Below are 26623 nucleotides of genomic sequence, written 5' to 3' on the forward strand. Positions count from 1 at the left end.
AGGGAGAACTGCTCTTTTTCAAAAGGGTGGTGCAAGTGGGAAAACAATCATTCGTTGTCAGTACCAACCAAAAACTTACTTGGGGTGTTACCGTAAGGTGGCATGAAGGCTAGAGCGTCAAATGTCTAGCGATAGACGAAAAGACCTAGCGTTCTAACTCAAGCCCCCACTGAAACGTTTCATCTCAGTAGGGGTAGTTGACATAGCGTATATATTCATAGTCTTGAAAAAATAAAGTCGTTACAATAAGCGTAAAAAATCCAATTTAAACTAGTACGTATCCTATTTGCTTCTTACATAACATAACGCGTGCCCTTAAGGAAGTACATCCACTAATAAACTAAAATCTTGTAAAGAAAAAGTACTATATTTCATAATACCTTGTACAGCTAAAAGTAAAATAAGACCGGTCACACACATATAATTAATGCTTTCTTCACTCTTTTTTTCAGCAACTATTCCGCCGCTTATACATAATATTCCTAACAAATGGAGTGCTAAATACATAAAGAAATAAGCTTCCTCCCAGCGAAGAATAACATTGACTGTCGTTATCAGCACAATACTAAGCAAAATCAAATAAAAAAACTTATTTGATGATATTGTTTCATTCATATAATTTTATACATCCCTTTCAAATTTAGAATTAATGATGTTTCAAAGCTATAAAGTAAATGATTGTTTTCATACTATAAAACAAAAGGAAAGCCACTATTACTTTCTCGAATACTTTATGAACCCACATATACTTCTCTTCATTTTTTCTGAAGATGCGCTTCATCATTTCTTCTACAATTAGACCAAATATTAGTAAAACCCCTAACACAATAAGAAGAGAAATAATATTTTCTTTTACATGAGTGCTAGAAAATAAGTAATACTCTGGAAACACAATCGTATCTACTACAGGTTGCACCCAATGACAAACACTTTTATCACACATATCTGTAATAGACGTAGAATCTATAATGTCTTTCAATATTTTTTCAATCGTCTTCTTCATCTCATTTACTCCCCACTACGTCTGAAAAGCTTTTTTCCTGTTCTACATATATAGCTGGCATTTCTTTATTCCAATATTTGCGGTTAACAAATAAAAAGATGAGTACTAAGTTTAATCCTGTTATAAAAATAATAAGTCCTGGGAAAAAGGTCGTATAATTTGAGAAATCTGCAAAACTCATTATCTCTTCTTTATTTATAAAAAAAGAAGCACCGATTACAAATGCATTGTTTAACATGTGAATAGCAATTGGCATGAGTAAACTATTTGTACGAATATATACGATTGATAGTACAACGCTAAATACTACTGCGCCTAGGAAATCAACATGTAACAACGCAAACAACATCGCTACTACAATAATCGCTATACTCGTTCCCCATTTTGCTGCAAAGCGTTGCAGTAAAAATCCCCGAAAAACAAATTCACCAATAATTGGCGCAATGAATACGACCATAATAAATTGATATACATATCCCCCTGTACTATCTATAATCGGTTCACGTAACGCGTTCATAATAAATTCCGGTGTAATCCATGCAAAGCTATACATGTACAAAATAAGATATCCATAACTAAATACGCCTAACATAAGTGCAATATATAAAACTTGTACCAGGTTAAATGTTTCATTTTTATTAATAAATAATGACAATGAAACACGGTGTTTTCTATATTCATAAAAAATCCATATAATCGGAAGGATGTAGAATATAAGAATATTTATAAAAGTAGAATTTTGCATATGAAATGTATTTTCTATCAATTCATTACTGACTCTTGCAACTAAAGTTAATAGTGCAAATACAATTAAAAAATATCTAGCTCGCATCGTTTGAAACGGATTCACACTCATCTCCTCCCCCTATGTTCTTTTATCATATCATTTGATTCTTAATTTTTTGCGAAAGAAAACCTTAAAATTTCCTTAAAAATTCCATAAATTATAGAAAGATGATATGATATTCGAGGAAATTAGGAGGGATTTTTTATGTACCAAGCAAATATTTTGCTCGTTGATGATGAAACAGCAATTTTACAATTACTAACTACCATTCTTGAAAAAGAAGGTTTTTCTCATATTACAACTGCAACATCCGCTGAAATAGCTTTATCTCTCACCGCGCAAAACGATTACGATTTAATTATTTTAGATGTCATGCTTCCTGGACAATCTGGTTTTGATATTTGTCCAATCATTCGCCAGACAACAGATTGCCCTATCTTCTTCCTCACAGCCAAAACATCTGATTTAGATAAAATATCTGGATTTTCACACGGTGCAGATGATTATATTACGAAGCCATTTAATCCACTTGAAGTAGTAGCTCGTATGAAAGCACAACTCCGTAGACATATGAAACAAGCAGTACCACACGAACAAAAAGCACACTCCAGTTCATTTGGTAGATTTGAAATTGATCGATATTCCGCAGAACTTACAGTAAATGGACATGTTGTCGAATGTTCCGCCCAGCTATTTCAGCTATTACTCTTCTTTTGCGAGAATCCGAACTACGTATTTTCGAAAGAAGAAATATACGAAAAAGTTTGGGGAGCACCTGCCTATAATGGCGATGATAATACTGTTATGGTCCACATTCGAAAACTACGTGAAAAAATTGAACAAGACCCAAGTAAACCAGAATATATAAAAACCGTTCGCGGACTTGGCTATAAGTTCATTACAAAGTAAGGTGACGATATGAATTTTAATAAACGACTTATTATCCAGTTTATCCTGCAACACGTATTTGTTTTAGTTACATTACTGCTTGCTGTAGTAGCTGCTTTCACTTATTTAATTTTCCTTGTTACTAGTACTTCATACGAACCGAATATTCCAGATGCTGATAATTTTATGATTGCAAGATATATCTCTTCAGAAGATGGCGATATTTCGTTAAAAGCTGAAGTAAAAGACTTAATTAAAGAAAAAAATGATTGGATTCAAGTTGTAGAGGAAAATGGAAAAGTTCTCTATCACTTTAATACGCCGAGTGACGTACCGACATCTTATACGAGAACATCTTTATTCTCGTATATACAGAATCATATAGAAAGCCCTTATACATTTACATATTGGGAAATTGAATTAGAAGAAAAGAACGTACTTGTTATATACGGCGGTATGTTAAAAAGCAATCTATTACTGAAAACGATACAGAAAGAGCACCCTTCTGTATCTACGGATACGTTCACATTAACAGAAGAAGAAAAACAGTTACTTTCTAAAGAAAAAGCAGCACTTCAAATCTTTAATAGTGATGGCGAAGAAGTATTCTCCTATCCAGATGGAAAGAAAAAAACGTTTTCTGTCATACAAGCTGCTCTTAGCGAAAAGGAACCGTGGAATCATAAAGAAAACACGTCTAGCTTTTACGACACAAATAGCAATCACCTTCTCGTTGTAACTGCCAAAAATGAGTACTACTACCCAGATGATGAAATAGACGATGTATTTACTAAAAAGTTTCTAATCGGATGCGGATTAATCCTTCTTATCGTATTTGTTTATTTAGTCATTCTTTCTATTTGGTACGGTAATAAATTCGGAAAACCGTTACTCCATGCGATGCGCTGGCTTAAAAACATCGCTGGTGGAAAGTACGAAGAACCTGTTAGTAAAAAAGGGAAACCTGTCAGGTTCCGGCGATCTGGTAAAGAGAAATGGTCATTCCGCTTATTTAGTGATGTGACAAATTCACTAGAGCATCTTTCTATTACACTCAAAAAAAATGATGCGATGAGGCAAGTACTGCAGCAAACACGTGAAGAATGGATTACTGGTCTCACACATGATTTAAAAACACCACTTAGTTCTATATATGGCTACGCATTATTACTAGAATCACAGCAGTACAACTGGACTGATCGTGACATTCAACAATTCGGCAGCGTTATGAAAGAGAAATCTCAATATATGACGACATTAATTGATGACTTAAGCTTAACGTATCAATTAAAAAATAACAGTCTTCCTGCGCAGCACGTAAACATTGAAATGAATCAATTCGTCCAAAAAGTCTTATTACAATTTATTAATAATCCGACACTTCAAAATCAAAATATTGAATTCGTACCAAGCTCAAACAAAATTCAATATTTCATTGAAGAAAAATGGTTCCAGCGTATTATCGAAAACTTACTAGTAAACGCGGTAAAACATAATAATGAAACGACAAATGTGAGCGTAAAACTTTCCCAAAACGCTACTTCATTTACACTCTCTATTTCAGATAACGGAAAAGGAATGGATGACAAAACGAAAGAGCTTCTATTTGAGCGATATTACAGAGGAACCAATACAGAAGAAAGCAACATCGGAACTGGGCTTGGCCTTGCTATTACGAAACAGCTCGTTCATGCTCATAACGGAACGATTTCTATTGAGAGCGAACTTGGAAAAGGAACAACGATTATACTTGTGTTCCCGTTTCATTCGTAGAAAAGACGCTATGTGGCGTCTTTTTTTAGGGCAGAGTTCAGCGGCAAATGAAATTATATCGACTTACCAACAAAAATCGTCAAATATAGCAACCTATATGAAAAAAGCGAACCACTCAGTGGCTCGCTTTTCCTTCTATTATTACTTCTTCTTCACCGGTATCCAAAGTTCAATTTGAGCGAACTCACTTTTATCTGCATGGGAACGTTCATCGTATAGCTCAAACTCATTAACGCCGCAATGTTCATATCCTGAATGTGGGAACCATTCTGAGAATACAGCATTCCACGTTTGGTGAATAGACGAAACCATTTCTTCATGAGGAACTTTCGGCGTTGTAAATACAGCATATGTCGCTGCTGGGAAAGTACGCTTCGCAACTTCATTTGGTACATTTTCAAAACCTGTAACTTCCATTCCGATAATATAAGTGAAGTCCCCTGTTTCTAAATTAAAATCAGTACATAATCCAAGCTCTACCCATTGGCTCGTATCTTTACGATTCGGAATCGTTGTTCCAAGATCTTTTTGTAAATATTCTTGCCAAAATGCTGGTATGTCTTGATGGTTTTTCCCTTCTTTACTTGTCGTCTTCAGTTCATAACCCGCCATTAAAAATTCTGGTTTATTTACAATACGATATTCCATTTGTATGCCTCCTAAATATGGATTTAATTTTCTTTGCTTTACATTCACGCTGTAATACATCGGTGTTTCTATTTCTTGCTTTCGATATTCACTCGGTGTCATTTGAAATAATTTTTTAAAGGCTCTCGTGAACGTTTCATGAGATTGAAAGCCATGCTCAAATGCGATATCAATAACTTTTTCATCCGTATGAGAAAGCTGATAAGCTGCCCGGGCTAACCTCCTCTTTCGAACATACTCCATTACTGTATCACCTACTAACGCCTGAAATACACGATGAAAATGAGACTCAGAAAAACCTGCAATACGTGCTAAATTACGCAACGTCTGTTTTTCCATGACATCTTCTTCAATATAATTAATTGACCTTTGAATTTGTGTTTCATAGCTTTCCATCTCTGTTCACCCGCCTTATATGTATTATGATAAAAGAGAATCCTATCCAATTCTTGACGTTTTTTACTATAATTCCATAAAACATTGTAACTTTTTTATATGTATTTCGTTGTTATGTATGAAGGGAGGGAAATGTAGTGAAACGAAAACAATCATTAGAAGAAATTTACTCCGAACATATGCAAGATTTATTTCGCTATCTTCTCTCCCTAACCGGAGATTCCCACTGTGCGGAAGATCTCATGCAAGAAACATTTTATCGAATGCTCGTCCATATTGACTATTATAAAGGAGAAGAAATTAGGCCGTGGTTATTTACGATTGCCTACAACGCCTTTATCGATTGGTATCGAAAAGAAAAAAGATATAAAACAACGACAGTTGAAGAATTCCATTTACCAAACGTACCAAGTACAGAGCACTCTTATTTCGTAAAACATGAGATTGCTAGTTGGTTAGACAGTTTATCTTCTCTTCCCCTTGAAAGACGAAATGTGTTACTACTACGAGATTACTACGGATTCTCGTATAAGGAAATAGCAGAAATGACCGGTCTCTCACTAGCGAAAGTAAAAATTGAATTACACAGGGGACGAAAAGAGACGAAAAGCATAAAGGAGTGATAGGGATGGGTTGTACAAAGTTTAAAAAACTATGGGAGAAGTACGAAAACGGAACGCTCACGCATGATGAACAAGAAGAGTTAGAAAGTCATATTGAGACATGTGAAGAGTGTGAAGTTTACTTAGATGCGTTGCTTTCGAACAGTGAACCGATAAAGAAAAGACTACCACCACAAAATCTTAAAGTCCCGTTTTGGAAAATAAAATGGAAACAGCGTTGGCAAACCGTTAGTTTTGTCCTCGCTGTTTGTATAGCAATCTATTTTGTTGGTCATTTCTCATCTTCCTTTTACTTCTATTCGAACAATATGAAAAAGTTAACTGAAGTAGATGAGATTCCAGCACTCGCACTAGAAGCGACAATGCCAAATAGTCGTTCCGCTGGCGGCAGTACAAAGATTAAACCCTTTTTCCGTACAGAAAATGAAATGAATTTTTTTAAAACGGTCGGCAAAAAAGAGTTTCCAATTGGTACAGTAACAACGAGTAGTTTCTTATCCTCTGTAGCTGTCACAAATCAATCTTGGGCAAACACAGCCTATTCAAAAAAACTTTCCTTTGTTCACCCCAAAATCAAGCAAGTTGATCATTTGAAAGAATCATCTAAAAAAGTTTGGGATACACTTGGAAAAGTACATGAGGGCACCGTTGCAGAAGTAGCGATATCTTTTGACAAACTTTACACATTACAAGAATTAGAATCCCTTTTATATAGCGTATTTGAAGCACAAGGAATGCCACCAACTCCTATATGGTACGCTTTAGACACAGGGCAAGAAAGAATAAATGAAAATGATTTTATCCTACATGGCGGAGAAATGATTGGATTTCCAGAACATATAAATCTTCCTGAAAATGAAACAAAAAAGCTACACACAAAAGAAGATGAAGTAATCGAAATGATGCGTATTCTTTCTATAAATAAAGAAATTGTAAGTAAAACTACTTGGACTCGTCAAAAAGATCTAAACTTAGATAAGCGCTATCAGTATGTAAAAGATAATGGTGTAAAAGTATACGGCATTGTCATTACCGGCCCGTCAAAAGAGTTATTAAAATTACAAAACTCACCTCATGTTCGTTATGCGACTCTTGGAGATATTGAGGTTTGGAATTGGTTCGATTATTAATGAGAAAAGGAGAGCAAAGTGATGCTCTCCTTTTTTAATCCGAAATCACTTTCACATACATCCCTCTCATCGCTTTTTCATAAGCGACCTCACTCATCTGTTTTATTTTTTCCGATACGACAGACGATCGAACAACTTCACCTTCACGAAGGAACGGAGGATCAATAAGACGGACTTTATTTTTCTGATACAAATCGTAATCGTTTCTATCTTCTTTTACTATTACATTCGGATGAACTTTGCTTAATAAAGCATGCACTTCTGGCTCACTACATTGCTGCAATTTCGAAATAAGCTCCTCGTCTTTAAGAAGGAAATCTTCTGCATGAATAACCTTTTTATGAAGAGCTAACTTTAACGTTTTCGCTAACATATCGTTTCCGTAAATATTCATTGGTTTCATAAAGAAATCAATTACTTCTTTGTAATACATTTCTGTAAACCATTCTGCTACTTCGATACTTTGAAGAACCATCTTCCCATCTACTGCGATGACATCCTCTAAAAATCTATGAACCTCTTCTAAAGAAGTATATCCGTATGTATACATATCTCGTAACGTATAATCCACTCGGTCTGCGCATAATTCGGGCGCTGACCTTTCCAGTAACGTCCACTTCGAATCATCTAACAAAATTTCCTCATAGTTATAACCATACTTTGAAAGAATCGCTGGAATTTCTGAGTTTTTCACGACAGAACTAAATATCTCTTCATGATAACTTTCATTTATATTATCAAAAACGTAATCAATCACATGAGAAAAAGCAGTGTGCGATACGTCATGCAGTAAACCTGCAATTTGTTCTTCAACTGAACCACCGAGTTTTTTCACTAATAACATAACGCCAACTGAATGATCGAAGCGCGTTACATTCCATTTCTCATTTATTAAGTAGCTTGCGCCATTTTGATGAATACCTTTAAGTCTTTGCACAGACTTACTTAAGATTAATTCTTCTAACACTTGATCCACTTCAAATTCTCCGTATAGTACATCTGATATGATCACTTATAATCCCCCTTTATTTCCGCCACGTCTTATAATCGTACCTCTTTTATGAAATTAGCACCAACAGAGATATTTATTGTTATTTGTTTTTATTGAAAAAAATAGAGAGCCATCAGCTCTCTATTTTATAATCCTATTCAAACGTAACCTCCACCTGCACAATCTCTGACCTACTTCCAAGTCTAAGCGGTGGCCCCCAGAATCCGAAACCAGAAGAAACAATTGCGTGGAACGCACCTTTTTGTGCGTATCCCCAGTCTAGTTCGTACATTCTTCTCGTTACAATATGATTCGGCGCCATTTGTCCGCGGTGCGTGTGACCGGATAATAGTAAATCTACACCAGCATCCGCTGCTTGTTTCAACTCGAATGGTTGGTGATCCATTGCAATAACAGGCATAGATTTATCTACCGTACTCATCAGAATTTCAAAACTTTGGCGATCTCGCTCTGTTTTATCTCTTCTTCCAACGAGATAAAACTGATCTTCAATTGTAATCACTTCATCTAACAAAATACGAATATCGATCTTATTCATCTCTTGTAAAAATTCAGGAACCGCTCTTCCGTAATATTCGTGATTTCCTAATACGCCGTATACGCCTAATGGAGCCTTCATTTGTTTCATAATGTGCCCCATATTTTTTTGAATGAACACACCTGGATGATCATCTATAATATCACCTGGCAGTAAAATAATATCAGGCTCCATTTCATTTACATGACGGACAAGTCTTTTTAAATGCGAAACGCCAGATAATTTACCGAAATGCATATCAGAAGCCATCGCAATGCGTAAACTTTTACGTCCCTCTACTTTTTTCGGTATGTGCACCTCGTATTTTCTTACTACTGGGCTATATGCGTTGAATACTCCATACGCAAAGATAAAGATAAATGCAACTAACACAGCCGTTCCTGTCCAAATAATTGCCGCTTCTTTCTCCACTGGAAACTGTAAAAGAAAGACTGTAATATTTGCTAACGGCAATAACATAAGCGCATATTGTATGACCGCAAACCAAATTGAACCTATCGTTCGTAGAAATGGCAAAAACTTAAACACTTGTACGAGAATGTACGCATATGAAATAAATCCGACTACGAAAGCGTAATATCCCCAAGATTGCCAGCCGAATACCGCATGAAGCCAAACCCAACCGTTCCAGCCTATGTAAAGCATAAGTAGTGTGTATATAATTAATATAGTAAATATATTGAGATAACGAAGATTTTTCACAGCGAGCCTCCTTCTTGATTTCTTCTATTATATCTTGTTATGCACGTTTAACGTAAATATTAAGCACTTCGCTCTTCACAATAAAAACCTCTAACTGTTTAGTGATGTTGCGTTTGTTGCGACGCAGGTTAGGAAATTATTGAAGAGGAATATATAAACAATACAGCGACTATTCCCTTGAGAAGGATTCATAAAATTTCATTATCCAAAACTCACCTATGCAATTATGCATAACCATCCCTTCCGTTTTATTTTCATGTTACGATATAAACGAAATACGACATATATCGACAAAAATAAAAGGAAGTGATTGCATGAAACGTTCTAAAACATTTTTAAAATGTTTAGCATTATCCGCTGTTTTTGCTAGTAGCGCTTTAGCACTTTCAACAACTGCTGCTTACGCTCAAACGACGTCACAAGTTGTAACAGATATCGGGCAAAATGCAAAAACACATACGAGCTATAATACATTTAATAATGATCAAGCTGATAATATGACAATGTCTTTAAAGGTAACTTTTATCGATGATCCCAGCGCAGATAAACAGATTGCCGTTATTAATACAACTGGTAGTTTTCTAAAAGCAAATCCTACTATAAGTGATGCACCTATTGATAACTACCCAATCCCTGGTGCTAGTGCAACATTACGTTATCCTTCACAATATGATGTTGCATTTAACCTTCAAGATAACAGCGCTCGTTTCTTTAACGTAGCACCTACAAATGCTGTAGAAGAAACGACTGTAACATCTAGTGTATCTTATCAACTTGGTGGTTCTGTTAAAGCTTCTGTAACGCCTAATGGCCCTAGCGGTGAGGCTGGTGCAACTGGTCAAGTAACTTGGTCTGACTCTGTAAGCTATAAACAAACTAGTTATAAAACAAATTTAATTGACCAAACAAACAAAAACGTAAAATGGAACGTATTCTTTAACGGATATAACAATCAAAACTGGGGTATTTACACACGTGATTCCTACCATTCTTTATACGGAAACCAACTGTTCATGTACTCTCGCACATACCTATATGAATCTGATGCAAAAGGTAATTTAATACCGATGGATCAACTTCCAGCGCTAACAAATAGCGGCTTCTCTCCTGGTATGATTGCTGTTGTTATCTCTGAAAAAAATACAGATCAATCTAACTTACAAGTCGCTTATACAAAACACACCGACGACTATCAACTTCGTCCAGGCTACACATTCGGAACTGCAAACTGGGTTGGAAACAACGTAAAAGATGTTGATCAAAAAACATTTAATAAATCGTTCACAATAGATTGGAAGAATAAAAAGTTAGTAGAGAAAAAATAGATAAAGAAAACCGAACTGTCACTTAGGTGACGGTTCGGTTTTTATTTAAATCACAAACTCTTTCACTTCACATTAAAATAAAACTTTCAATACTACAGAACAAACTTAAGTGCTCTGCATGGAAGTTTGTATAATTAGACATTCTTTACATAGATAAAAATATAAAAAACTCTCTCCTATTTGAAAAGTTATTCCTCCTGTAAGTCCCCCTTCATTCCCATAATCTTCTCCGGTCAACATAGCCACATAGTTCATACTTTTCGAGCAACAAGGACACGTTGCCTCTATAGAATCGTCTATGTATAGAGGCGCTTCAAGTATTCTACAAATATAATCTCTCCCCATAGCATCTAAAGCTTGGTCATATTCATCTTCATCACAGGGGACATCATATTTCTCCATCGTTATTAATTTCATATCATATTTCGACAAAGGAACTGGTATCTTATCAATTAATTCATACTTCCAATCAAACATCTCACTTTGAGTAATGGTATGTATAGAACGTTCCATTATATTTATTTTGAAATTTTGTATATCTTCATATAAGGAACAATTTAAACAAGTAATTAACGGCAACTCTCTTAATTCTTCTGTCTTAAGTTCCTCTAATCTCGAATCATTCAAATCAAAGGTAAATATTTGATGCGCTTGCTCATTACATTGCGGACATATAGGAACTTTCCAAGTTTCTCCACCAAAATAATGGCTATATCCCTCTTCCCCGCGAATAACTCTAAACCCTAATTTATTCATATATTTGCCTCCGCTTTATAAATTACATAATAAGTCTACTTCACTTTTAATCATCCATTAGGTCCGTCTCGTATAATGGGTGAATACTATCTCTATTATAGAAGTAACAACCCAGGTTGGAGAGTTTATAAGGAGAAATACATAAAGCCTGAAATTTTTTCATGTGTTGCTGCTTTGATTTTAGTCCATAACACGTTCCTCCGCATAACAAATAAATACTTGCTTTCCCGAACCTAAAAATACTACATAATATTCATCTGTAACATGCCCTACTATATACTCCCGTTGATATCAAAAACTTGTAAAATATCTTGCTCTAACTTTATTGCATTAAAATCAGACTTAGCCCTTTCCCCTAATATCCTAATAGAGCGAATAACATTTCTAATTATCAATATTTTTCTCGTAGCATAATCTGCAGATAAAAATGTTTCATAGTCAATCCTTAATCTAAAATCTGCTTCTTTACTCTTCCTTTTAAAGAGCTTTCTTTCTTTAAAAAAACCCGCATCTTCATATTCCGGAGTTATTTTGGCTACTATAGGGATTATAGCTATTTCTTCTACTTCGCTACCATAATTATTACTATTTAATCCTTCAAGTTCACTACCGATCTCTGAAATTATATTTATAAATTCCTCAGCAATATCCCCTTCTAATTCACCACTTAAAAAAAACCTCATAATCACTCACCCTTGTTAATAGTCACTTTTATTTAGTGGAGGACGCTTTCCATTATTTTTCTTTTTATGTTGCCATTCGCATCATACGTTAACGATTCGTTTCCGAATTTTACAAGTTGATTTCCTTCATTGAATGTTGCCGCTATAGATTTTGTTTCTTTTCCATTCTCTACAACTTTCACACTTGTACGGTTTCCAAATCCATCATATGTGTATGATTTAGTTGTTCCGTTTGGTAGTGCTTCATTTAATAGTTGGTTGATCGGGTCATATACAAAGTTTGTCTATCATGATTCTTTTTGCATCACTTTTTAATAAGATTATCCCACACACCATATATGTTTTTACCACTAAGCTACCTTAATATATACAAAGAAAGAAGAGCTTATGTTAGCCCTTCTTCCTTCAAAGTACTCTTCCTCTTCTTTTAAATCTATTAATACATTTCTCTTCACAAACAAATACCCTATTAATTCCCTATATCTATTCAATCTCTCTAAGAATATTCTTAATTTTATTTTTCACATAAATACCTTGTAATAAAATTTTAAATTTAAAATCTTTCCTATTACAATAACTGTTCTTTATGTCTAATAGAAGTTTTTTATATTTATTTACAGATAGAACCCTCCCTAATGCTTCTATCGCTAATCCCTTTATTTGATTAGAATACACATCTTTCATAATTATTTCTACCAATCTTTCTTCAATTAGAACATCACCCTTAACAACTTTAGAAACAGATTTGTCATACATTATAGCTGTTAAAGCATGTTCTAATCCTCTTCCATTTAAGAATAAATCAGCAATTATACATTCAATTGCTTCTTTTTGATTTATAGAACAATGAATAGCTTGCCTTAACGCTTCTATACTATATAAAGTATCGGGATTATGATATTCTCTAATAACATCCTTGATTCCAGAAGAGGATTGTAAAATAGCTACCTGAATTTGCTCCATCAACTTTTTATCTTGCACTTCTATACTCTTAAAGAAACTTATATTCTCAAGATTCTCCATAGCCCCTAGCATAGATATATACGGGATTGCTTCAGAATAATATTTTTCTACTATACACTCCGCTATCTCTTTTCGCATCCTTTTTGCTCTATCCATTCGTCACCTCACCACTTAATAGCGTACAACCCAAACCCACTTCGCTCCGGATTTTTTATACTTTTGAACTTGTTTATTAACCCTACTTCTATTCTTCTTATACTCTCGTGAAGTTTTTAACTCCACTACTAATCTGCCCTTAAAAAATTGCAAATCAGCTCTGGTTCTTTTATTCCCTCTAATTGGCTTTTCGTATTTTCCACCGGGAACTACCTTCTTCATTGCCTTCCCCCATGCATCATGAGCAGCAATCCCCTTTCGACGAGGAGTACCTGGCATTTTGTTATATGCTTTTCTTGCTACCTTAAGTGCTCTATAGGAACCTCCGCCTACACCACCAATAGCACCAAGAGCTGCACCACCAGCTACTGCGCCAGCCAATTTCCAACCTTTAGCCCCACTTTTTTTAGCAGAATAATAACTTGATACACCACCAAAAGCAGCACCGGCTGCCATCCATGCCCACTTACCATCTGGATCCGTCATCATAACTGGATTATTATCCGCATACGTATATCCATTCATTGTAACCGGATCATCCTCATCACCCGGATCAGGATCCACCGATAAGAACACACCATGTTCTGGATTATAGTATCTCGCAATCAGATAATACATACCAATTTCTTTATCATACATGTATCCTGCATATCCAAATGGATTATCTGCTGCGATACCTTTTGCGTCGCTCTTTAGTACGTTACCCCATGAATCATATTCATACGTTGCTACAACTTCTCTATTTTGATCTGTCATCGCGACTACATCACCACGTGGGTTATAGTGATAGTATAACGTTTGTCCTTTTGACTTCATTGCCAAACGTGAACCGTCTACAGAGTATACATATTGACGAAGAACGTTGCCACTACCATCTGTCTCATATAACGGATTAATACTATCTCCATCATAGAAATAACGTGTTATTTGACCATTTACACTCTTTTCAATACGACGATTATCGTCGTCATATTTATAAGTTGCGAATGCATTGCTCTCACCTTGTTTTGTGATAGCTACAATTTGGTCATGTTCGTTCCATGTATACTTGTACTTTCCATCCGATATACGATTTCCATTCGCATCATACGTTAATGATTCATTCCCAAATTTTACAAGTTGATTTCCATCATTAAATGTTGCCGCTATAGACTTTGTTTCTTTTCCATTCTCTACAACTTTCACACTCATACGGTTTCCAAATCCATCATATGTGTATGATTTAGTTGTTCCGTTTGGTAGTGCTTCATTTAATAGTTGGTTAATCGGGTCATATACAAAGTTTGTTTCTGTTACTTTTCCGCCCGTACCTTCATGTTTAACCTTCGTGCGGTTACCCGCTTGATCATATTCATATCGTTCAGAAAGTAGAATACTGTTTGATGTACCGACTACTAAATCTTTAATTTTGTTCGCGTGGTCATAGTTAAACGTCGAACCTGAACCATTACCAGCTGTATACGTACGAACATTTCCTTGATCGTCATAGTCAAATCGATACGTTTGAGAACCGTCTGTTACACGTATATTTTGATCTAACGTGTTGTAGTCATACGATACTTTATTTGTATATCCGCCTTGCGTTACTGTTTGTTCTTTTAACTTTTCTGTCTTACTGTTTGCTTTATCATGATACGCCCAGTCAATTTTTCCGCCTCGGCTATCTGTTGCACTTGTAACGCGATCAGCCTTGTCGTATGTTTTCGTGCGTTCTACACCGTTGACAAGATCTTTCACTTTCGTAACTTGTCCATTTTGATCACGTTCGAATGTAAATGAATCTTTGCCATTGCGTTTTTCACCAACAACGCGATCAGCTGTATCATATACGGATTCTAAAATAGAACCATTTGGCATTTTTATTTTAATCTTGTTTGCATTTTCATCGTACGTGTTTTCAATACGACGGTTTAATGCATCGATATACACTGTATTTTTATTATCTACATCATATTCATATTTGTGTGTTTGTGTTTTCCCACCAAACATGACAGATTTCTCTGTTGTATTTCCATTATAATCATAACGATAATTTACAGAAGTACCATTCTTTAATGTAACCTTTGTTAATAGATTATCTTTGTTGTAATCATATAGTTTTGTATTTCCTTTTTCATCTGTTTCGCTCTTTTTATTTCCTGATGCATCGTATGTGAATGTATTCTTCTGTCCTTCTTCATCATACGCAGCAACAACATTTCCATCATTGTCGTACTCGTTTTTAATAAGAGCGTTACCTTCTAGTAAACGAACATCATCAAACCATACTTTCCCTTTATTATTGTTTCTAAATAGTAGGTACACTTGAATATGTTTAATTGGTTTCTTAGCTGGAATTACAACCGCACTACGGTTCCAATCATTTGTACCACTTGGGAATTTTGCTTGATAATTTTCACCGCTACCATCTTGATAATGTACATCTGCCCAAACAGAGTAGTCTCTAGATAATTTATCTGGAGCATCATTTTCTACATTTTCAGATTTAGACATCCCTGTCAGCGTTAATGTTTCTGCCTTTTTCTGATTCAATACAACTCTTGTACCATAGCCAACATCTGCCCCTCCATATTGACTACGCTCTAATACTATTGATGAACCTCCAGTAAAACTATCGTGCGAGATTTCTTTAGCATCACAAGTCGTTCCATCCCCTCTAGCCCATCCAGAAATACAACCTTTTTCGGTTACATTCTCTACACTACTATTTGTAATCGGATTAAAACTAGAAGAAACTTCACCTTTTTCCAATTGAATCTTGTCAAACCATGCAGAACCACTCGTCGCAGCGCCACCATTTTCTGCTTGTAAATAGATTTTTACTTTTCTCGTTTGCTCTGTTGTTTTAAAGGTAACTTGACGGTTAACCCAGTCCCTTGTTCCTTGAATTCTATTGTGACGAGTATCATGCCAGCCACCATCTATACCAGCACCGTTTTCATTTAATAACTGTACATTGAAGAAAGCAGCACCATTGGCTAAATCCGTTTTCACCATACCACTTAATGTGTAAGTTGTATTTGGTTCTAGTGTTACTTCTTGAATTGCTGCTATATAACCCCACTCATTACTTGTTGTTTTCGTTGTAATCTTAAGTGATGACTCTCCTCCAAGACCTCCTGGAGCTGGTGTTGCATCTTTTGCGATAGAACCAGAATTATTGTGATTTACTGGTACCCATTTATCCGTGCCATTTATCTCGAAGCTCGGATTTTGAATCAAGTTTTCCCCTGTTCCTAACTCTTTACTTGTTTCAATTGGATTACCGTATTTATCATGCTGTGTGAAAGAAGACGTATGAGCCGCTTGGTCTGTTTCTGATACCTCTGTATTTGCAGCCTTATAAGCAACTGTTGTTTCACGATTCTCATTATCTGTCGCTTTAACAATTCCATTATCTTTATTATACTCAAACTTTTCAGTTCCCATTTCATCAGTAACAGAAGTTACATTCCCATTTCCGTCATAGGTCGCTGTTTCTGTTTGATTTTTAGGAGTTGTTGTTTTCACTAAATTATTCGCATTATATTCATACGTCGTCGTTAAATTCAGACGCCCCACATCTTCAACTGTTTTTACTGGATTTCCAGCATCGTTATACGTATAAACAGTCTTACGTCCTTTAGGATTCGTTAATGTAACTTCTTTCGAACCTGTATTATATGCTAATGTCGTAGCTTTCCCTAGTGGATCTGTTATTTTTACTAATCTATTATTCTCGTATGCATACGATGTTTTATATGGTTTTGCATCTGTATGTTGCGGATCATAAATAGATGTTAGTAATCCATTATCATATCCATGTTTATATACTTTTCCTTCTGGAGTTGTTGAAGAAACAAGTAAATCTCCATCATACTTAAATGTAATCGTCTTATTATCTGGACCGATTACTCTTGCGGCTTTTTTATTATTCCCATCATATTGTACGAGTAACTCTTTACCAGAAGCGTTTTTCACTTTTGATAAACGTGATTCACCATCATACTCATAAGTCGTCGTATTTCCATATTTATCTTTTGTATACTCAATACGGCCTTGTGCATCTCCAGATTTATAGAAAGTAACCGTTTGGTCTTTATCTTTTATTTCATATCCGCCTGATACTTGCTTAATCTCTAAATATATACCAGTAGGAGCTTGATACGTATTATCTCCTGTTCTAGTAAAAGTAATATTCGCACCATCGGCAGAAATTAAAAGTAAGTTTCCATTTCCATCGGCCCAAATTCTTTCCTCTAATCCACTCGACCAACCCGTACCAAATAAGCCGACCTTTTTACTTAGACTGTTGTATGTTCTTTCTACTGATACATCCGGCCCGCGCCCTGATAACGTAATATCTTTCTCACTCATGATAAAGTTACCATTTGTAGCATTTACTTTACCATTTAACACAGGAATTGATGCCCAGTAATCAAACATCCCTATAAATCCAGAATCTTGGGAGAATCTAGGTACAAACTCATGCGAAATTTCACTTTCAGCATGTCCAGCTTTACTATATGCCGTTACACGGAACCAATAGTTTTTCGCACTTGCATAAATTCCACCAGAATTTTTATACACGGGTGATGGATCTACTGCTAATTCTGTTCCTTTTTTATCATGATGTAGTAAATATTGGCCTTTCACTATTTCATCTTTTGTTGGCCAAATTTTCTCATTTTGTGTTGTCCAATTTGTTTTATTTCCTACATCGAACGCTTCGTAATCTTTTCCGTTATAAATCCAAACCTTATACCCTGCTGCTTCTGGTACTGCATCCCATTTCAATGTTACATAACCATTTGTTTGATCTGTTGCATTGATATACGCTGAGCCATCTGGCTTTTTCACTTGTTCCAATGGAATGTAAACAATTGCTTCATCAGAAAGTGGACTATCCTCACCAGTTGGGTAGGTGGCTATAATACGAACCCAATATCCACGTGCACTACTATAATCTCCAAACGGACTTTTATCTAAAAATGCATTTTTATAAATTGGACCGGGATTGACTGGTGCTTCTGCACCTTTTCCATCATCATGCACCCAATAACGGCCTTGTGCAATCTCTTCTGGCGTTGGGAATATTTTTTTATCTTTTGTTGTCCAATTTGTTACATTCCCAACTTCGATTTCTTCATATTCATGTCCATTAAATATTGCTACTTTATAGCCGTTCGCTCCTGGAACTGCATCCCATTGTACATTGAAGTGTCCTGAACTACTGCCACTACCATTTGAATAAGTTTGTACTCTTGGTTTATTCGGTTTCGCGTATGAATATTTTACTTCCAAGAACGGTGCATTTGTTCCATTTTCAGCTGCAATAAACTTCTTCCAATGGTTTTGACCATTACCATTTGCATGTAATTTAAAACCGTTGTTTGTTTTTGCACCTTCTACCCATGCTTTTACTGTGTTAGTTACGTTAAACCTCGCCCATTGCCCTCTTGTTACATCAGCATGCGCAATATTATTTGAACCAGGCTTATTATTCCAATTTAAACTGCCTTCATTCCAGGCACCCGTCACTTCGTCTAACCAAACACCATTTGGTTGATTCGTATAATAATGCCAAATGGTATGTGCATTGAATGTTGCACTTTCAATATTTGCCCCTTTAAAATTCGAAACGTCTGGTTTAATAAATGCAAAGTTTGTCCCAGATGCGCCATCATAATATCCGACTTTTAATGTATAAGCATTTTGACCAGCGTCCCAAAGCTTTCCTCCTGAATAGTTTACAGTTGGATATGCGCTTGAAGCATAAGCATTTTCAAAGTTGCCTAATTCAACCGAAGGATCTACATATACCGGATATTTTCGTTCCGGTGCTTGTAACCACTGCGAGTCTGCGGTAACAGTTAATGTATATGTTTTTTCATCTGTCTTCTCAATAGTGTAACGAACCGCATCTGACGTTACAGCCTCACCTGATTGTTGATCCACATTTGAATCGTTCATATACGGTTTCGGTAATGTGAAGACTTTTTCTTTTTTCTCATTTTGGAAGTCGATTGAACCATCTTCCTGTAAGCTCGGTGTTAAATCTGTTTCTAATGCAAATGTAAAAATGTGATGTCCTGTATATTCACGTAATACAAAATCTTCTTTTACATTTTCATTAAACGTCGTACTCTTTAAATCAATATTTGGGAAAATCCCTTTATACCATACTGTATTATTTTCATGTGTTGCAGTGACCGGTGACGGCTTCACTTCACCTTTTTCACCATTTGCACTCATTAATTTGTACTGAATCGTATGATCTTTTACTTTAAATTGAACGTACTTTCCATCTTGTGCTGACTTTTCAAATTCTGGTTCTAACGTTGTATTTTCTGTTACAATTTTTTCATTTGGTGCTTCTACTAATTTCGGTGAAACCTCTTCTAACTTTCCATCTTTCTCAATATGAATCGGTTCCGTATATACCTTTTTCGTATATGTACCATCATTATTATCGAAAACTTTTTCGGTTTCCGTTCTTTCTTCTACAATCTCAGTCGGATTTGCTTGTGCTTTAGCCTTATCCTTCTTTAACTGATCTGGATGTGGAGCTGGTAACTCCTTTTCCTTTTCCTCTTTCTTTTCTGTTTCTGGACTTTGTTCTGAATTTGGAGATGGTGTAAACGGTGGTGCTGTTTCCGCCAATCCATTCAGTGGTATGGAGGTAACGATTAATGCAACTACAATAAGTTGTATTAAGTACCTATACCATTTCTTTGCTTCCATAAACTCACCTCGCTGAAATATTTTTAACATATATAATGTTACATATCACAATGTAAACAAACGAAAGAGTAAAGTAAATATAGTTTTAAAGTTTTGAAGATTTTGTGCACAAAATCCGACAATTTAACAACAATTTAACAAATATTATTGCAGATAACTATTTTTATTATATAATTAAAGATTAACAATAATACGATTATTGTTTGCTAGCGACATGATATAAATATCATTCAACTAACCTTTTATTTTCACTTTCAATTTTGTTCTAATATTCAATGAAACTAATATACTGAGCTTCATATTCCTATGGGTAAATATTGTTCCCCTAACTGTAATACCTTTATTTATAGCAGGTAATTAGAATATCTTCCTTACTATTCATACCAAATAACTGTTTGAACGCGCTCCCCCTCTTCTTATGATATCTATAGCTTTTCCCCACTACATTTCACACACGAAAAACTATCATTACAAACAAAGAGGAAGTCTCCCAAAATATATTTTGAGAGACTTCCTCTTATTAATAGATTGCTGATTTTAACTCTCTTAAATCACAAAATCCTCCGGAATAAACACCTTCACTTCTTTCGGCTGTACGTATACAACATCACCCGCTTGAATACTTAGCTGTCTAAACTGTTCTTTACTAATTTCTGCTTCTAAATACTCCTCTGTTCCGTCTCGCTTTAATTCTACATATACGACAGGTCCAACTGCGTGAGAATATGATACTTTCGCTGGGATTGCATCTACGCTTTGTTTCGTACGAGAGATGGATAAGTGATGTGGCCTTACGTAAGCTACTCCGTCTACATTTGAAATGTGCTTATGCTCTGGTGCTTCTAGTTCTACCGATCCTACATTTAACTTACCTTTATGGACGCGGCCATGAAATAAATTTACATTTCCTAAAAAATCGTACACGAACGGGCTTGCTGGGTTTTCATATACTTCTTCCGGCGTTCCCATTTGTTCAATGCGACCTTCATTCATTACAACGATGCGGTCTGCAACGTCTAACGCTTCTTCTTGGTCATGCGTTACGAATACGCTCGTAATTTGAAATTCGTCATGTAATTTCCGCAGCCATCTTCGTAATTCTTTTCTCACCTTTGCATCGAGTGCACCGAACGGTTCATCGAGTAATAAAATTTTCGGTTCGACTGCAAGTGCCCGAGCTAGTGCAATTCGTTGTCGTTGTCCGCCAGATAGTTGCGCTGGATAACGTTTAGCAAAGCCATCCATCTTTACGAGCTTTAATAATTCTGTTACTTTTTCTTCTATCGCTTCTGCTGACGGTCTTAAGCTTTTCTTTCTTACTTTTAAACCGAAAGCAACATTCTCAAATACATTCATATGTTTAAAGAGTGCATAGTGCTGGAAGACGAAACCGACTTGCCTGTTTTTCACGTGAATGTCTGTTAAATCTTCCCCATCAAATGAAACAGAGCCTCCATCCGCTTCTTCTAATCCTGCAATAATGCGTAGTAACGTCGTTTTCCCAGAACCTGACGGGCCTAACAAGGCGACAAGTTCACCTTTTGGAATATCCAAATGAATGTCTGTTAGCGCTTGAAATGTGCCATATTGTTTTGATACACCTTGAATTTGAATACTCACCGTAATCCCCCCTTATTGTCGTTTTTCCATTCGCCATTCGATCCAGTTTTTTATAACGAGTGTAAACACTGCAATTAATGACATTAACGTCGCTACTGCAAACGCTGCTGAAAATTGATATTCATTGTACAAAATTTCAATATGAAGCGACATCGTATTCGTAATGCCGCGCACGTGACCTGATACGACAGAAACGGCTCCAAACTCACCGATAGCACGGGCATTACATAGAATCATGCCGTATAAAAGACCCCATTTTATATTTGGAAGCGTAACGCGCCAAAACATTTTCCAGCCACTTGCGCCAAGTGATAAGGCTGCCTCTTCTTCACTTTTTCCTTGCGCCTGCATAATCGGAATTAATTCACGTGCAACGAACGGGAAGGTTACAAAGATTGTTGCGATAATAATGCCTGGTACAGAAAAAATGATTTTCACTCCATGTTCAAGTAACCATTCGCCAAGAGCACCCCTCGGTGTGAAAAGTAAAACGAATACTAATCCTGCGATAACTGGTGACACAGCAAACGGCAATTCAATAAGGGATAGTAATACTTGTTTTCCTTTAAACTGAAACTTTGTAATAAGCCATGCGGCCGCTATCCCAAATATCGTATTAAGCGGCACAACGATTAACGCAACGAAAAGCGTTAACCTAATTGCTGAAAATGCTTCTTGATCTGTGATGGCGGCAAGGTATACATCAAATCCTTTTTCAAAAGCTTTCAAAAAAATTGTTACGAGCGGGAGTAATAGAAAGAGAGATAAAAATAAGACTGTAATCGTAATGAATATGCTCGGTACAAGTTTAGATTCTTTTTTAGCTGACACGTTTTTTATTATTTTCTTTTCTAATAATGTTGGTTCCACTTTCTCTCCTCCTATTCACTTTTTAATTCATGCCTTCTACTCCAGCTTTGAATCATATTAATAATAAGAAGGAAAAGGAGAGAAATAATAAGCACCACGGTCGCTACAGCTGTTGCTCCTGCGTAATCATATTGTTCTAGTTTCGTCATAATCATAAGTGGTGCGATTTCTGTTTTCATCGGCATATTCCCGGCGATGAAAACGACAGATCCGTATTCTCCTAATGCCCGCGCAAATGCGAGTGAAAAGCCAGCAAGTAAAGCCGGGAATATTTCTGGCAAAATGATTTTCACAAATATTTGGAAGCGTGACGCCCCTAAGCTAGAAGCCGCCTCTTCTACTTCTTTATCAATATTTTGAAGTACCGGTTGTACCATCCGAACGACAAATGGTAAACCGATAAACGTAAGCGCAACGATTATTCCGAGCGGCGTAAAAGCTACTTTTATATGAAACAGACTAAATATTTTCCCAATCCATCCATTTTCCGCATAAAGCGTTGTAAGTGTAATACCAGCTACAGCTGTCGGAAGGGCAAACGGTAAATCAATGAGTCCGTCTAATAGTCGTTTTCCAGGAAATGTGTAGCGTACGAGCACCCAAGCTATTAATAAGCCAAAAATGGCATTTATAACTGCTGCTGCAAGTGAAGTCGTTAAACTCACTTGATAAGAATGCAGCACACGCTCGCTCGTTACAACCTCAGCAAACTTCTTCCAACCTAACTGTGAAGTTTGAATAAATACGATAGAAAGTGGTATAAGTACGAATAAACTCATATATAGCATTGTAAATCCAAGAGATAATCCAAACCCCGGTAAAACACGTTTTTTCCTCATCTTCTTTCACCTCATCCCCCCTTATTTTTTATAAATTTGATCGAATACACCGCCATCATTAAAATGTTTTTCCTGCGCTTTTTTCCAACCACCAAATAGTTCATCTACTGTAAATAATTGAATCTTCGGAAATTTAGACGCATATTTTTCTGCTACTTTTTCATTACGAGGACGATAAAAGTTTTTCGCCGCAATTTCCTGCCCTTTTTCTGAGTACAAATATTCCAGATATCCTTCTGCTACTTTTCTCGTTCCTTTTTTATCAACGACTTTATCTACAACAGCTACTGGTGGTTCTGCTAGTATACTAATTGGAGGTGTTACAATTTCAAATTTATCTTTTCCGAGCTCTTTTTGTGATAGTAATGCTTCATTTTCCCAAGCAATCAATACATCACCAATTCCTTTTTCAACGAAAGTTGTCGTTGCTCCGCGTGCTCCTGAATCAAGTACTTCCACGTTTTTATAAATTTGCCCAACAAATTCTTTCGCCTTATCTTCACTATTATTATATTTTTTCAGTGCGTATCCCCACGCCCCTAAATAGTTCCAACGTGCTCCCCCAGATGTTTTCGGGTTGGGTGTAATGACAGACACACCTTTTTTCGTTAAATCATCCCAGTCCTTAATTCCTTTCGGGTTTCCTTTTCGCACTAGAAATACAATTGTTGATGTGTACGGAGTGGAATTATCCGCAAGTCGCTTCTGCCAGTCTTCTGCTAGTTGTTTTTTCTTGCTAATCGCATCAATATCATAAGCGAGCGCTAGCGTAACAACATCGGCTTCTAAACCATCAATAACAGAACGCGCCTGGCTTCCGGATCCTCCGTGCGATTGTTTTACATTTACTGTTTGCCCATGCTTCTCTTTCCAGTACTTCGCAAAATCTTTATTAAACTCTTGATATAACTCACGTGTTGGATCATAGGAAACATTTAAAAGCTCAACTGTTTTTGTACCTCCACTTCCTTCAGAATTATTAGTGGACGTTGCCGAACCACACCCTGATAAAAGCACAACTGCTGATAATAAAACACCTGTACTTTTCATAAACGCTGTCTTACCCCACTTTTTCATCGTTAAGCCCCCTTAGTTTATACATATAGAAAAAGGCACACAATATATTCACAAAAGTGAACATTGTGCGCCTTCAGTTTATCTGATTAGCTTCTAATGTATCTATTCGATTTCTTTTCATTTTAATTCTGTAATTCACATGTGTCAACTCGGAATTTGAATTTTCTTACTAAACTAAAATATCGGCATACTCCGCGCCCAATGATTTTTCAAATCAGCAAATTCTTTTGGTAACTTACTATTTTCATTGCTTTCTAATTTATATGCATCTACTAACATCGTAGCCATTGATGCACGGTTCATTACTCCATTTGGATTAAAATTACCGTTCTTATCATTTTCAGAGTTCATTTCATCCATAATGTCATAAATAAGATATTGCACCCGCCGTAAGCGTTAATTCCTTCTGTTCTACGTATATCTCCTCCTTGTTGGTCATATGAAGGTTTAAATATATGGCACCACCGCTTAATCAATACACAAAAAAATGAGGCAACCACCTTCAAAGATGGTTGCCTCATTTTTACACTTGCATCGCTTTCTCTCTCAATGCTCTTCTTAACAATTTACCTGTCGTATTCTTCGGCAATTCTGTTAAAAATCCGATACTCATTGGCACTTTATATTTTGCTAAATGTAACGTGCAATAATGCATAAGTTCCTCTTCTGTTACGTTAGCTTGTTTCAAAACGACGTATGCTCGTACTGCTTCTCCTAAGTTTTCATCAGGAACGCCAATTACGACAACTTCTGCTACGGATTCGTGTGTATATAATACTTCCTCTACTTCACGAGGGTATACGTTATAACCGCCAACTAAGACGATATCCTTTTTACGATCAACAATATAGAAGTAACCTTCTTCATCCATTTTCGCTAAGTCACCTGTATATAGCCATCCGTCTTTCAATGTCGCTGCTGTATCTTCTGGAGCGTTATAATATCCTTTCATAACGTTAGGCCCGCGAACAATTAATTCACCGACTGCGCCAACAGGTACTTCTTCCCCAAGTTCGTTCACAATTTTGTTTTCTACATGCCAAATATTTGTACCGATCGACCCAGGTTTACGCGGACGATCTAGCGGGTTAAAACAAGTAACTGGTGATGCTTCTGATAAACCATATCCTTCTGAAACGATTACGTCAAAACGTTTTTCAAAGTTTTGCAGAAGAGCAACTGGCATTGACGCACCACCTGAAATACAAAGGCGAAGCGTCTTCACATCTTCTGCGCTTGCTTCTTCAAATAAATATAAATAATTGTACATCGTCGGTACGCCAGCAAAAATCGTTGGCTCATACGTACGGCAAATACGGAATACTTCTTTCGGACTAAATTTCGGTAACATTAAAATGGTTGCTCCGTTCACAATCGGTGCATTGACCGCCACCGTTAAACAAAATACATGGAACATCGGCAGTGCCGCAACGACGCGGTCATCAGCAGTATATTGTAAATACGACGCCACATCGCTCGCATTACTGTATAAATTTTTATGTGTTAACATCGCACCTTTCGGTTTTCCAGTTGTGCCTGAAGTGTATAGAATAACCGCAACATCTTCTTCATCTAGCTCTGGGCCTTCGTAAGTTAAATCTCCAGCCCCTATCATTCTCGTAAACGTTTTCATTTTTTCGGTTTCTGTATATTTAAAATCTGATGAGGTTTCGCATATGATGATGTTTTCAAGTGAAGGAAGTCTTGTTGTAAGAGATTGTATAACAGGTAGAAGGACGTCGAGTACGATGATTGTTTTTACATCTCCATTTTGTAAAATGTAATGCATTTCGTCTGCTGTATAAATTGGATTAACTGGAATAACAGTTGCTCCAGCTTTCATTGTTCCGTATAAACCGACCAAAAAATGTGGTGAATTTCCAACAACTAATGCAACATTGTCCCCTTTTCCAATGCCTATTTCCGCTAAATTGCTAGAAAACCTTGTGACCATTTTGTTTAATTGGTCATACGAGACCGACTGATCCATAAATATATAAGCCGGTTTATCCCCCTTCTTTTTCGCCGTTTCAGCCAAAGATTGAACGAGATTCACACAAATCCCACCTTTATAAAATTTAGAATATTTAAAAATTCTAAATTAATTATAT

The 26623-nt window shown here is 36.2% G+C and carries 21 protein-coding genes and 1 pseudogene; 5 read left to right on the forward strand and 17 right to left on the reverse strand.

Features of this window, described 5'->3' with window-relative positions; all coding sequences use genetic code 11:
• Positions 1-315: 315 nt before the first annotated feature.
• Genes DN394_RS19115 through DN394_RS19125 form a run of 3 tightly spaced genes read right to left on the reverse strand, consistent with a single transcriptional unit; the run spans position 316 to position 1853 of the window.
• The gene (locus DN394_RS19115) at positions 316-615 is read right to left on the reverse strand and encodes a hypothetical protein (protein ID WP_001006045.1); all 300 of its coding nucleotides are present in this window, start codon (positions 613-615) and stop codon (positions 316-318) included.
• Between the two features lie 31 nt (positions 616-646).
• Positions 647-1003, reverse strand: coding sequence for a hypothetical protein (locus DN394_RS19120; protein ID WP_000750876.1), 357 nt, complete (start codon positions 1001-1003; stop codon positions 647-649).
• Position 1004: 1 nt separating this feature from the next.
• The gene (locus DN394_RS19125) at positions 1005-1853 is read right to left on the reverse strand and encodes a CPBP family intramembrane glutamic endopeptidase (protein WP_141522578.1); all 849 of its coding nucleotides are present in this window, start codon (positions 1851-1853) and stop codon (positions 1005-1007) included.
• Between the two features lie 141 nt (positions 1854-1994).
• On the opposite strand from DN394_RS19125, the gene DN394_RS19130 reads away from it, so the two are divergent.
• On the forward strand, positions 1995-2699 hold the full coding sequence (locus tag DN394_RS19130; protein WP_097918326.1) for a response regulator transcription factor: 705 nt from the start codon (positions 1995-1997) through the stop codon (positions 2697-2699).
• Positions 2700-2708: 9 nt separating this feature from the next.
• The gene (locus DN394_RS19135) at positions 2709-4451 is read left to right on the forward strand and encodes a sensor histidine kinase (RefSeq protein ID WP_064473066.1); all 1743 of its coding nucleotides are present in this window, start codon (positions 2709-2711) and stop codon (positions 4449-4451) included.
• A 141-nt stretch (positions 4452-4592) separates the two neighbouring features.
• On the opposite strand, the gene DN394_RS19140 is transcribed toward DN394_RS19135, so the two are convergent.
• Positions 4593-5495, reverse strand: coding sequence for an AraC family transcriptional regulator (locus DN394_RS19140; protein ID WP_149294130.1), 903 nt, complete (start codon positions 5493-5495; stop codon positions 4593-4595).
• Positions 5496-5632: 137 nt separating this feature from the next.
• Between DN394_RS19140 and DN394_RS19150 the strand changes: the two genes are divergently transcribed.
• Both DN394_RS19150 and DN394_RS19155 read left to right on the forward strand, forming a co-directional pair.
• The gene (locus DN394_RS19150) at positions 5633-6118 is read left to right on the forward strand and encodes an RNA polymerase sigma factor (RefSeq protein ID WP_149294131.1); all 486 of its coding nucleotides are present in this window, start codon (positions 5633-5635) and stop codon (positions 6116-6118) included.
• Between the two features lie 5 nt (positions 6119-6123).
• Positions 6124-7248, forward strand: coding sequence for an anti-sigma factor (locus DN394_RS19155; protein WP_149294132.1), 1125 nt, complete (start codon positions 6124-6126; stop codon positions 7246-7248).
• 34 nt (positions 7249-7282) lie between these two features.
• Here DN394_RS19155 and DN394_RS19160 read toward each other — a convergent pair whose 3' ends face one another.
• Together DN394_RS19160 and DN394_RS19165 are read right to left on the reverse strand one after the other, a co-directional pair.
• A complete protein-coding gene (locus tag DN394_RS19160) occupies positions 7283-8260 on the reverse strand; it encodes an HD domain-containing protein (RefSeq protein WP_149294133.1) in 978 nt (325 codons plus the stop codon).
• A gap of 133 nt (positions 8261-8393) precedes the next feature.
• The gene (locus DN394_RS19165; RefSeq protein WP_149294134.1) at positions 8394-9500 is read right to left on the reverse strand and encodes a metallophosphoesterase; all 1107 of its coding nucleotides are present in this window, start codon (positions 9498-9500) and stop codon (positions 8394-8396) included.
• Positions 9501-9814: 314 nt separating this feature from the next.
• Between DN394_RS19165 and cytK2 the strand changes: the two genes are divergently transcribed.
• Positions 9815-10825: a beta-channel forming cytolysin CytK2 gene (gene cytK2, locus DN394_RS19170; RefSeq protein ID WP_149294135.1), complete on the forward strand. Its 1011-nt coding sequence runs from the start codon at positions 9815-9817 to the stop codon at positions 10823-10825.
• 105 nt (positions 10826-10930) lie between these two features.
• Here the strand turns inward: cytK2 and DN394_RS19175 are convergent, their stop codons facing one another.
• The 11 genes and pseudogenes from DN394_RS19175 to DN394_RS19225 all read right to left on the reverse strand — a co-directional run bounded on the left by DN394_RS19175 (position 10931) and on the right by DN394_RS19225 (position 26568).
• Positions 10931-11581, reverse strand: coding sequence for a hypothetical protein (locus DN394_RS19175; protein WP_149294136.1), 651 nt, complete (start codon positions 11579-11581; stop codon positions 10931-10933).
• A 272-nt stretch (positions 11582-11853) separates the two neighbouring features.
• A complete protein-coding gene (locus tag DN394_RS19180) occupies positions 11854-12264 on the reverse strand; it encodes an Imm44 family immunity protein (protein ID WP_149294137.1) in 411 nt (136 codons plus the stop codon).
• Positions 12265-12332: 68 nt separating this feature from the next.
• Positions 12333-12548, reverse strand: a pseudogene (locus tag DN394_RS29835) (RHS repeat domain-containing protein); the annotation flags it as partial.
• A 199-nt stretch (positions 12549-12747) separates the two neighbouring features.
• Positions 12748-13383: a hypothetical protein gene (locus DN394_RS19190; RefSeq protein ID WP_078984836.1), complete on the reverse strand. Its 636-nt coding sequence runs from the start codon at positions 13381-13383 to the stop codon at positions 12748-12750.
• A gap of 15 nt (positions 13384-13398) precedes the next feature.
• Positions 13399-20106, reverse strand: a complete 6708-nt coding sequence (locus DN394_RS19195; protein WP_252197128.1) for a DNRLRE domain-containing protein — start codon at positions 20104-20106, stop codon at positions 13399-13401.
• A 546-nt stretch (positions 20107-20652) separates the two neighbouring features.
• Positions 20653-21726: a sulfate/molybdate ABC transporter ATP-binding protein gene (locus DN394_RS19200; RefSeq protein ID WP_149294138.1), complete on the reverse strand. Its 1074-nt coding sequence runs from the start codon at positions 21724-21726 to the stop codon at positions 20653-20655.
• A 12-nt stretch (positions 21727-21738) separates the two neighbouring features.
• Entirely contained in the window at positions 21739-22596 is an 858-nt protein-coding gene (gene cysW / locus DN394_RS19205; RefSeq protein WP_149294139.1) for a sulfate ABC transporter permease subunit CysW, read from the reverse strand.
• Positions 22597-22607: 11 nt separating this feature from the next.
• On the reverse strand, positions 22608-23435 hold the full coding sequence (gene cysT, locus DN394_RS19210; protein ID WP_149294140.1) for a sulfate ABC transporter permease subunit CysT: 828 nt from the start codon (positions 23433-23435) through the stop codon (positions 22608-22610).
• Between the two features lie 21 nt (positions 23436-23456).
• Positions 23457-24512: a sulfate ABC transporter substrate-binding protein gene (locus tag DN394_RS19215; protein ID WP_149294141.1), complete on the reverse strand. Its 1056-nt coding sequence runs from the start codon at positions 24510-24512 to the stop codon at positions 23457-23459.
• Positions 24513-24686: 174 nt separating this feature from the next.
• A complete protein-coding gene (locus DN394_RS19220; RefSeq protein WP_149294148.1) occupies positions 24687-24863 on the reverse strand; it encodes an S-layer homology domain-containing protein in 177 nt (58 codons plus the stop codon).
• 172 nt (positions 24864-25035) lie between these two features.
• Positions 25036-26568 (reverse strand): fatty acid--CoA ligase family protein, encoded by a 1533-nt coding sequence (locus tag DN394_RS19225; RefSeq protein WP_149294142.1) that lies wholly within the window; start codon positions 26566-26568, stop codon positions 25036-25038.
• Positions 26569-26623: the final 55 nt, after the last annotated feature.

Source organism: Bacillus sp. BB081, from assembly GCF_008368895.1.
Taxonomy (GTDB): domain Bacteria; phylum Bacillota; class Bacilli; order Bacillales; family Bacillaceae_G; genus Bacillus_A; species Bacillus_A wiedmannii.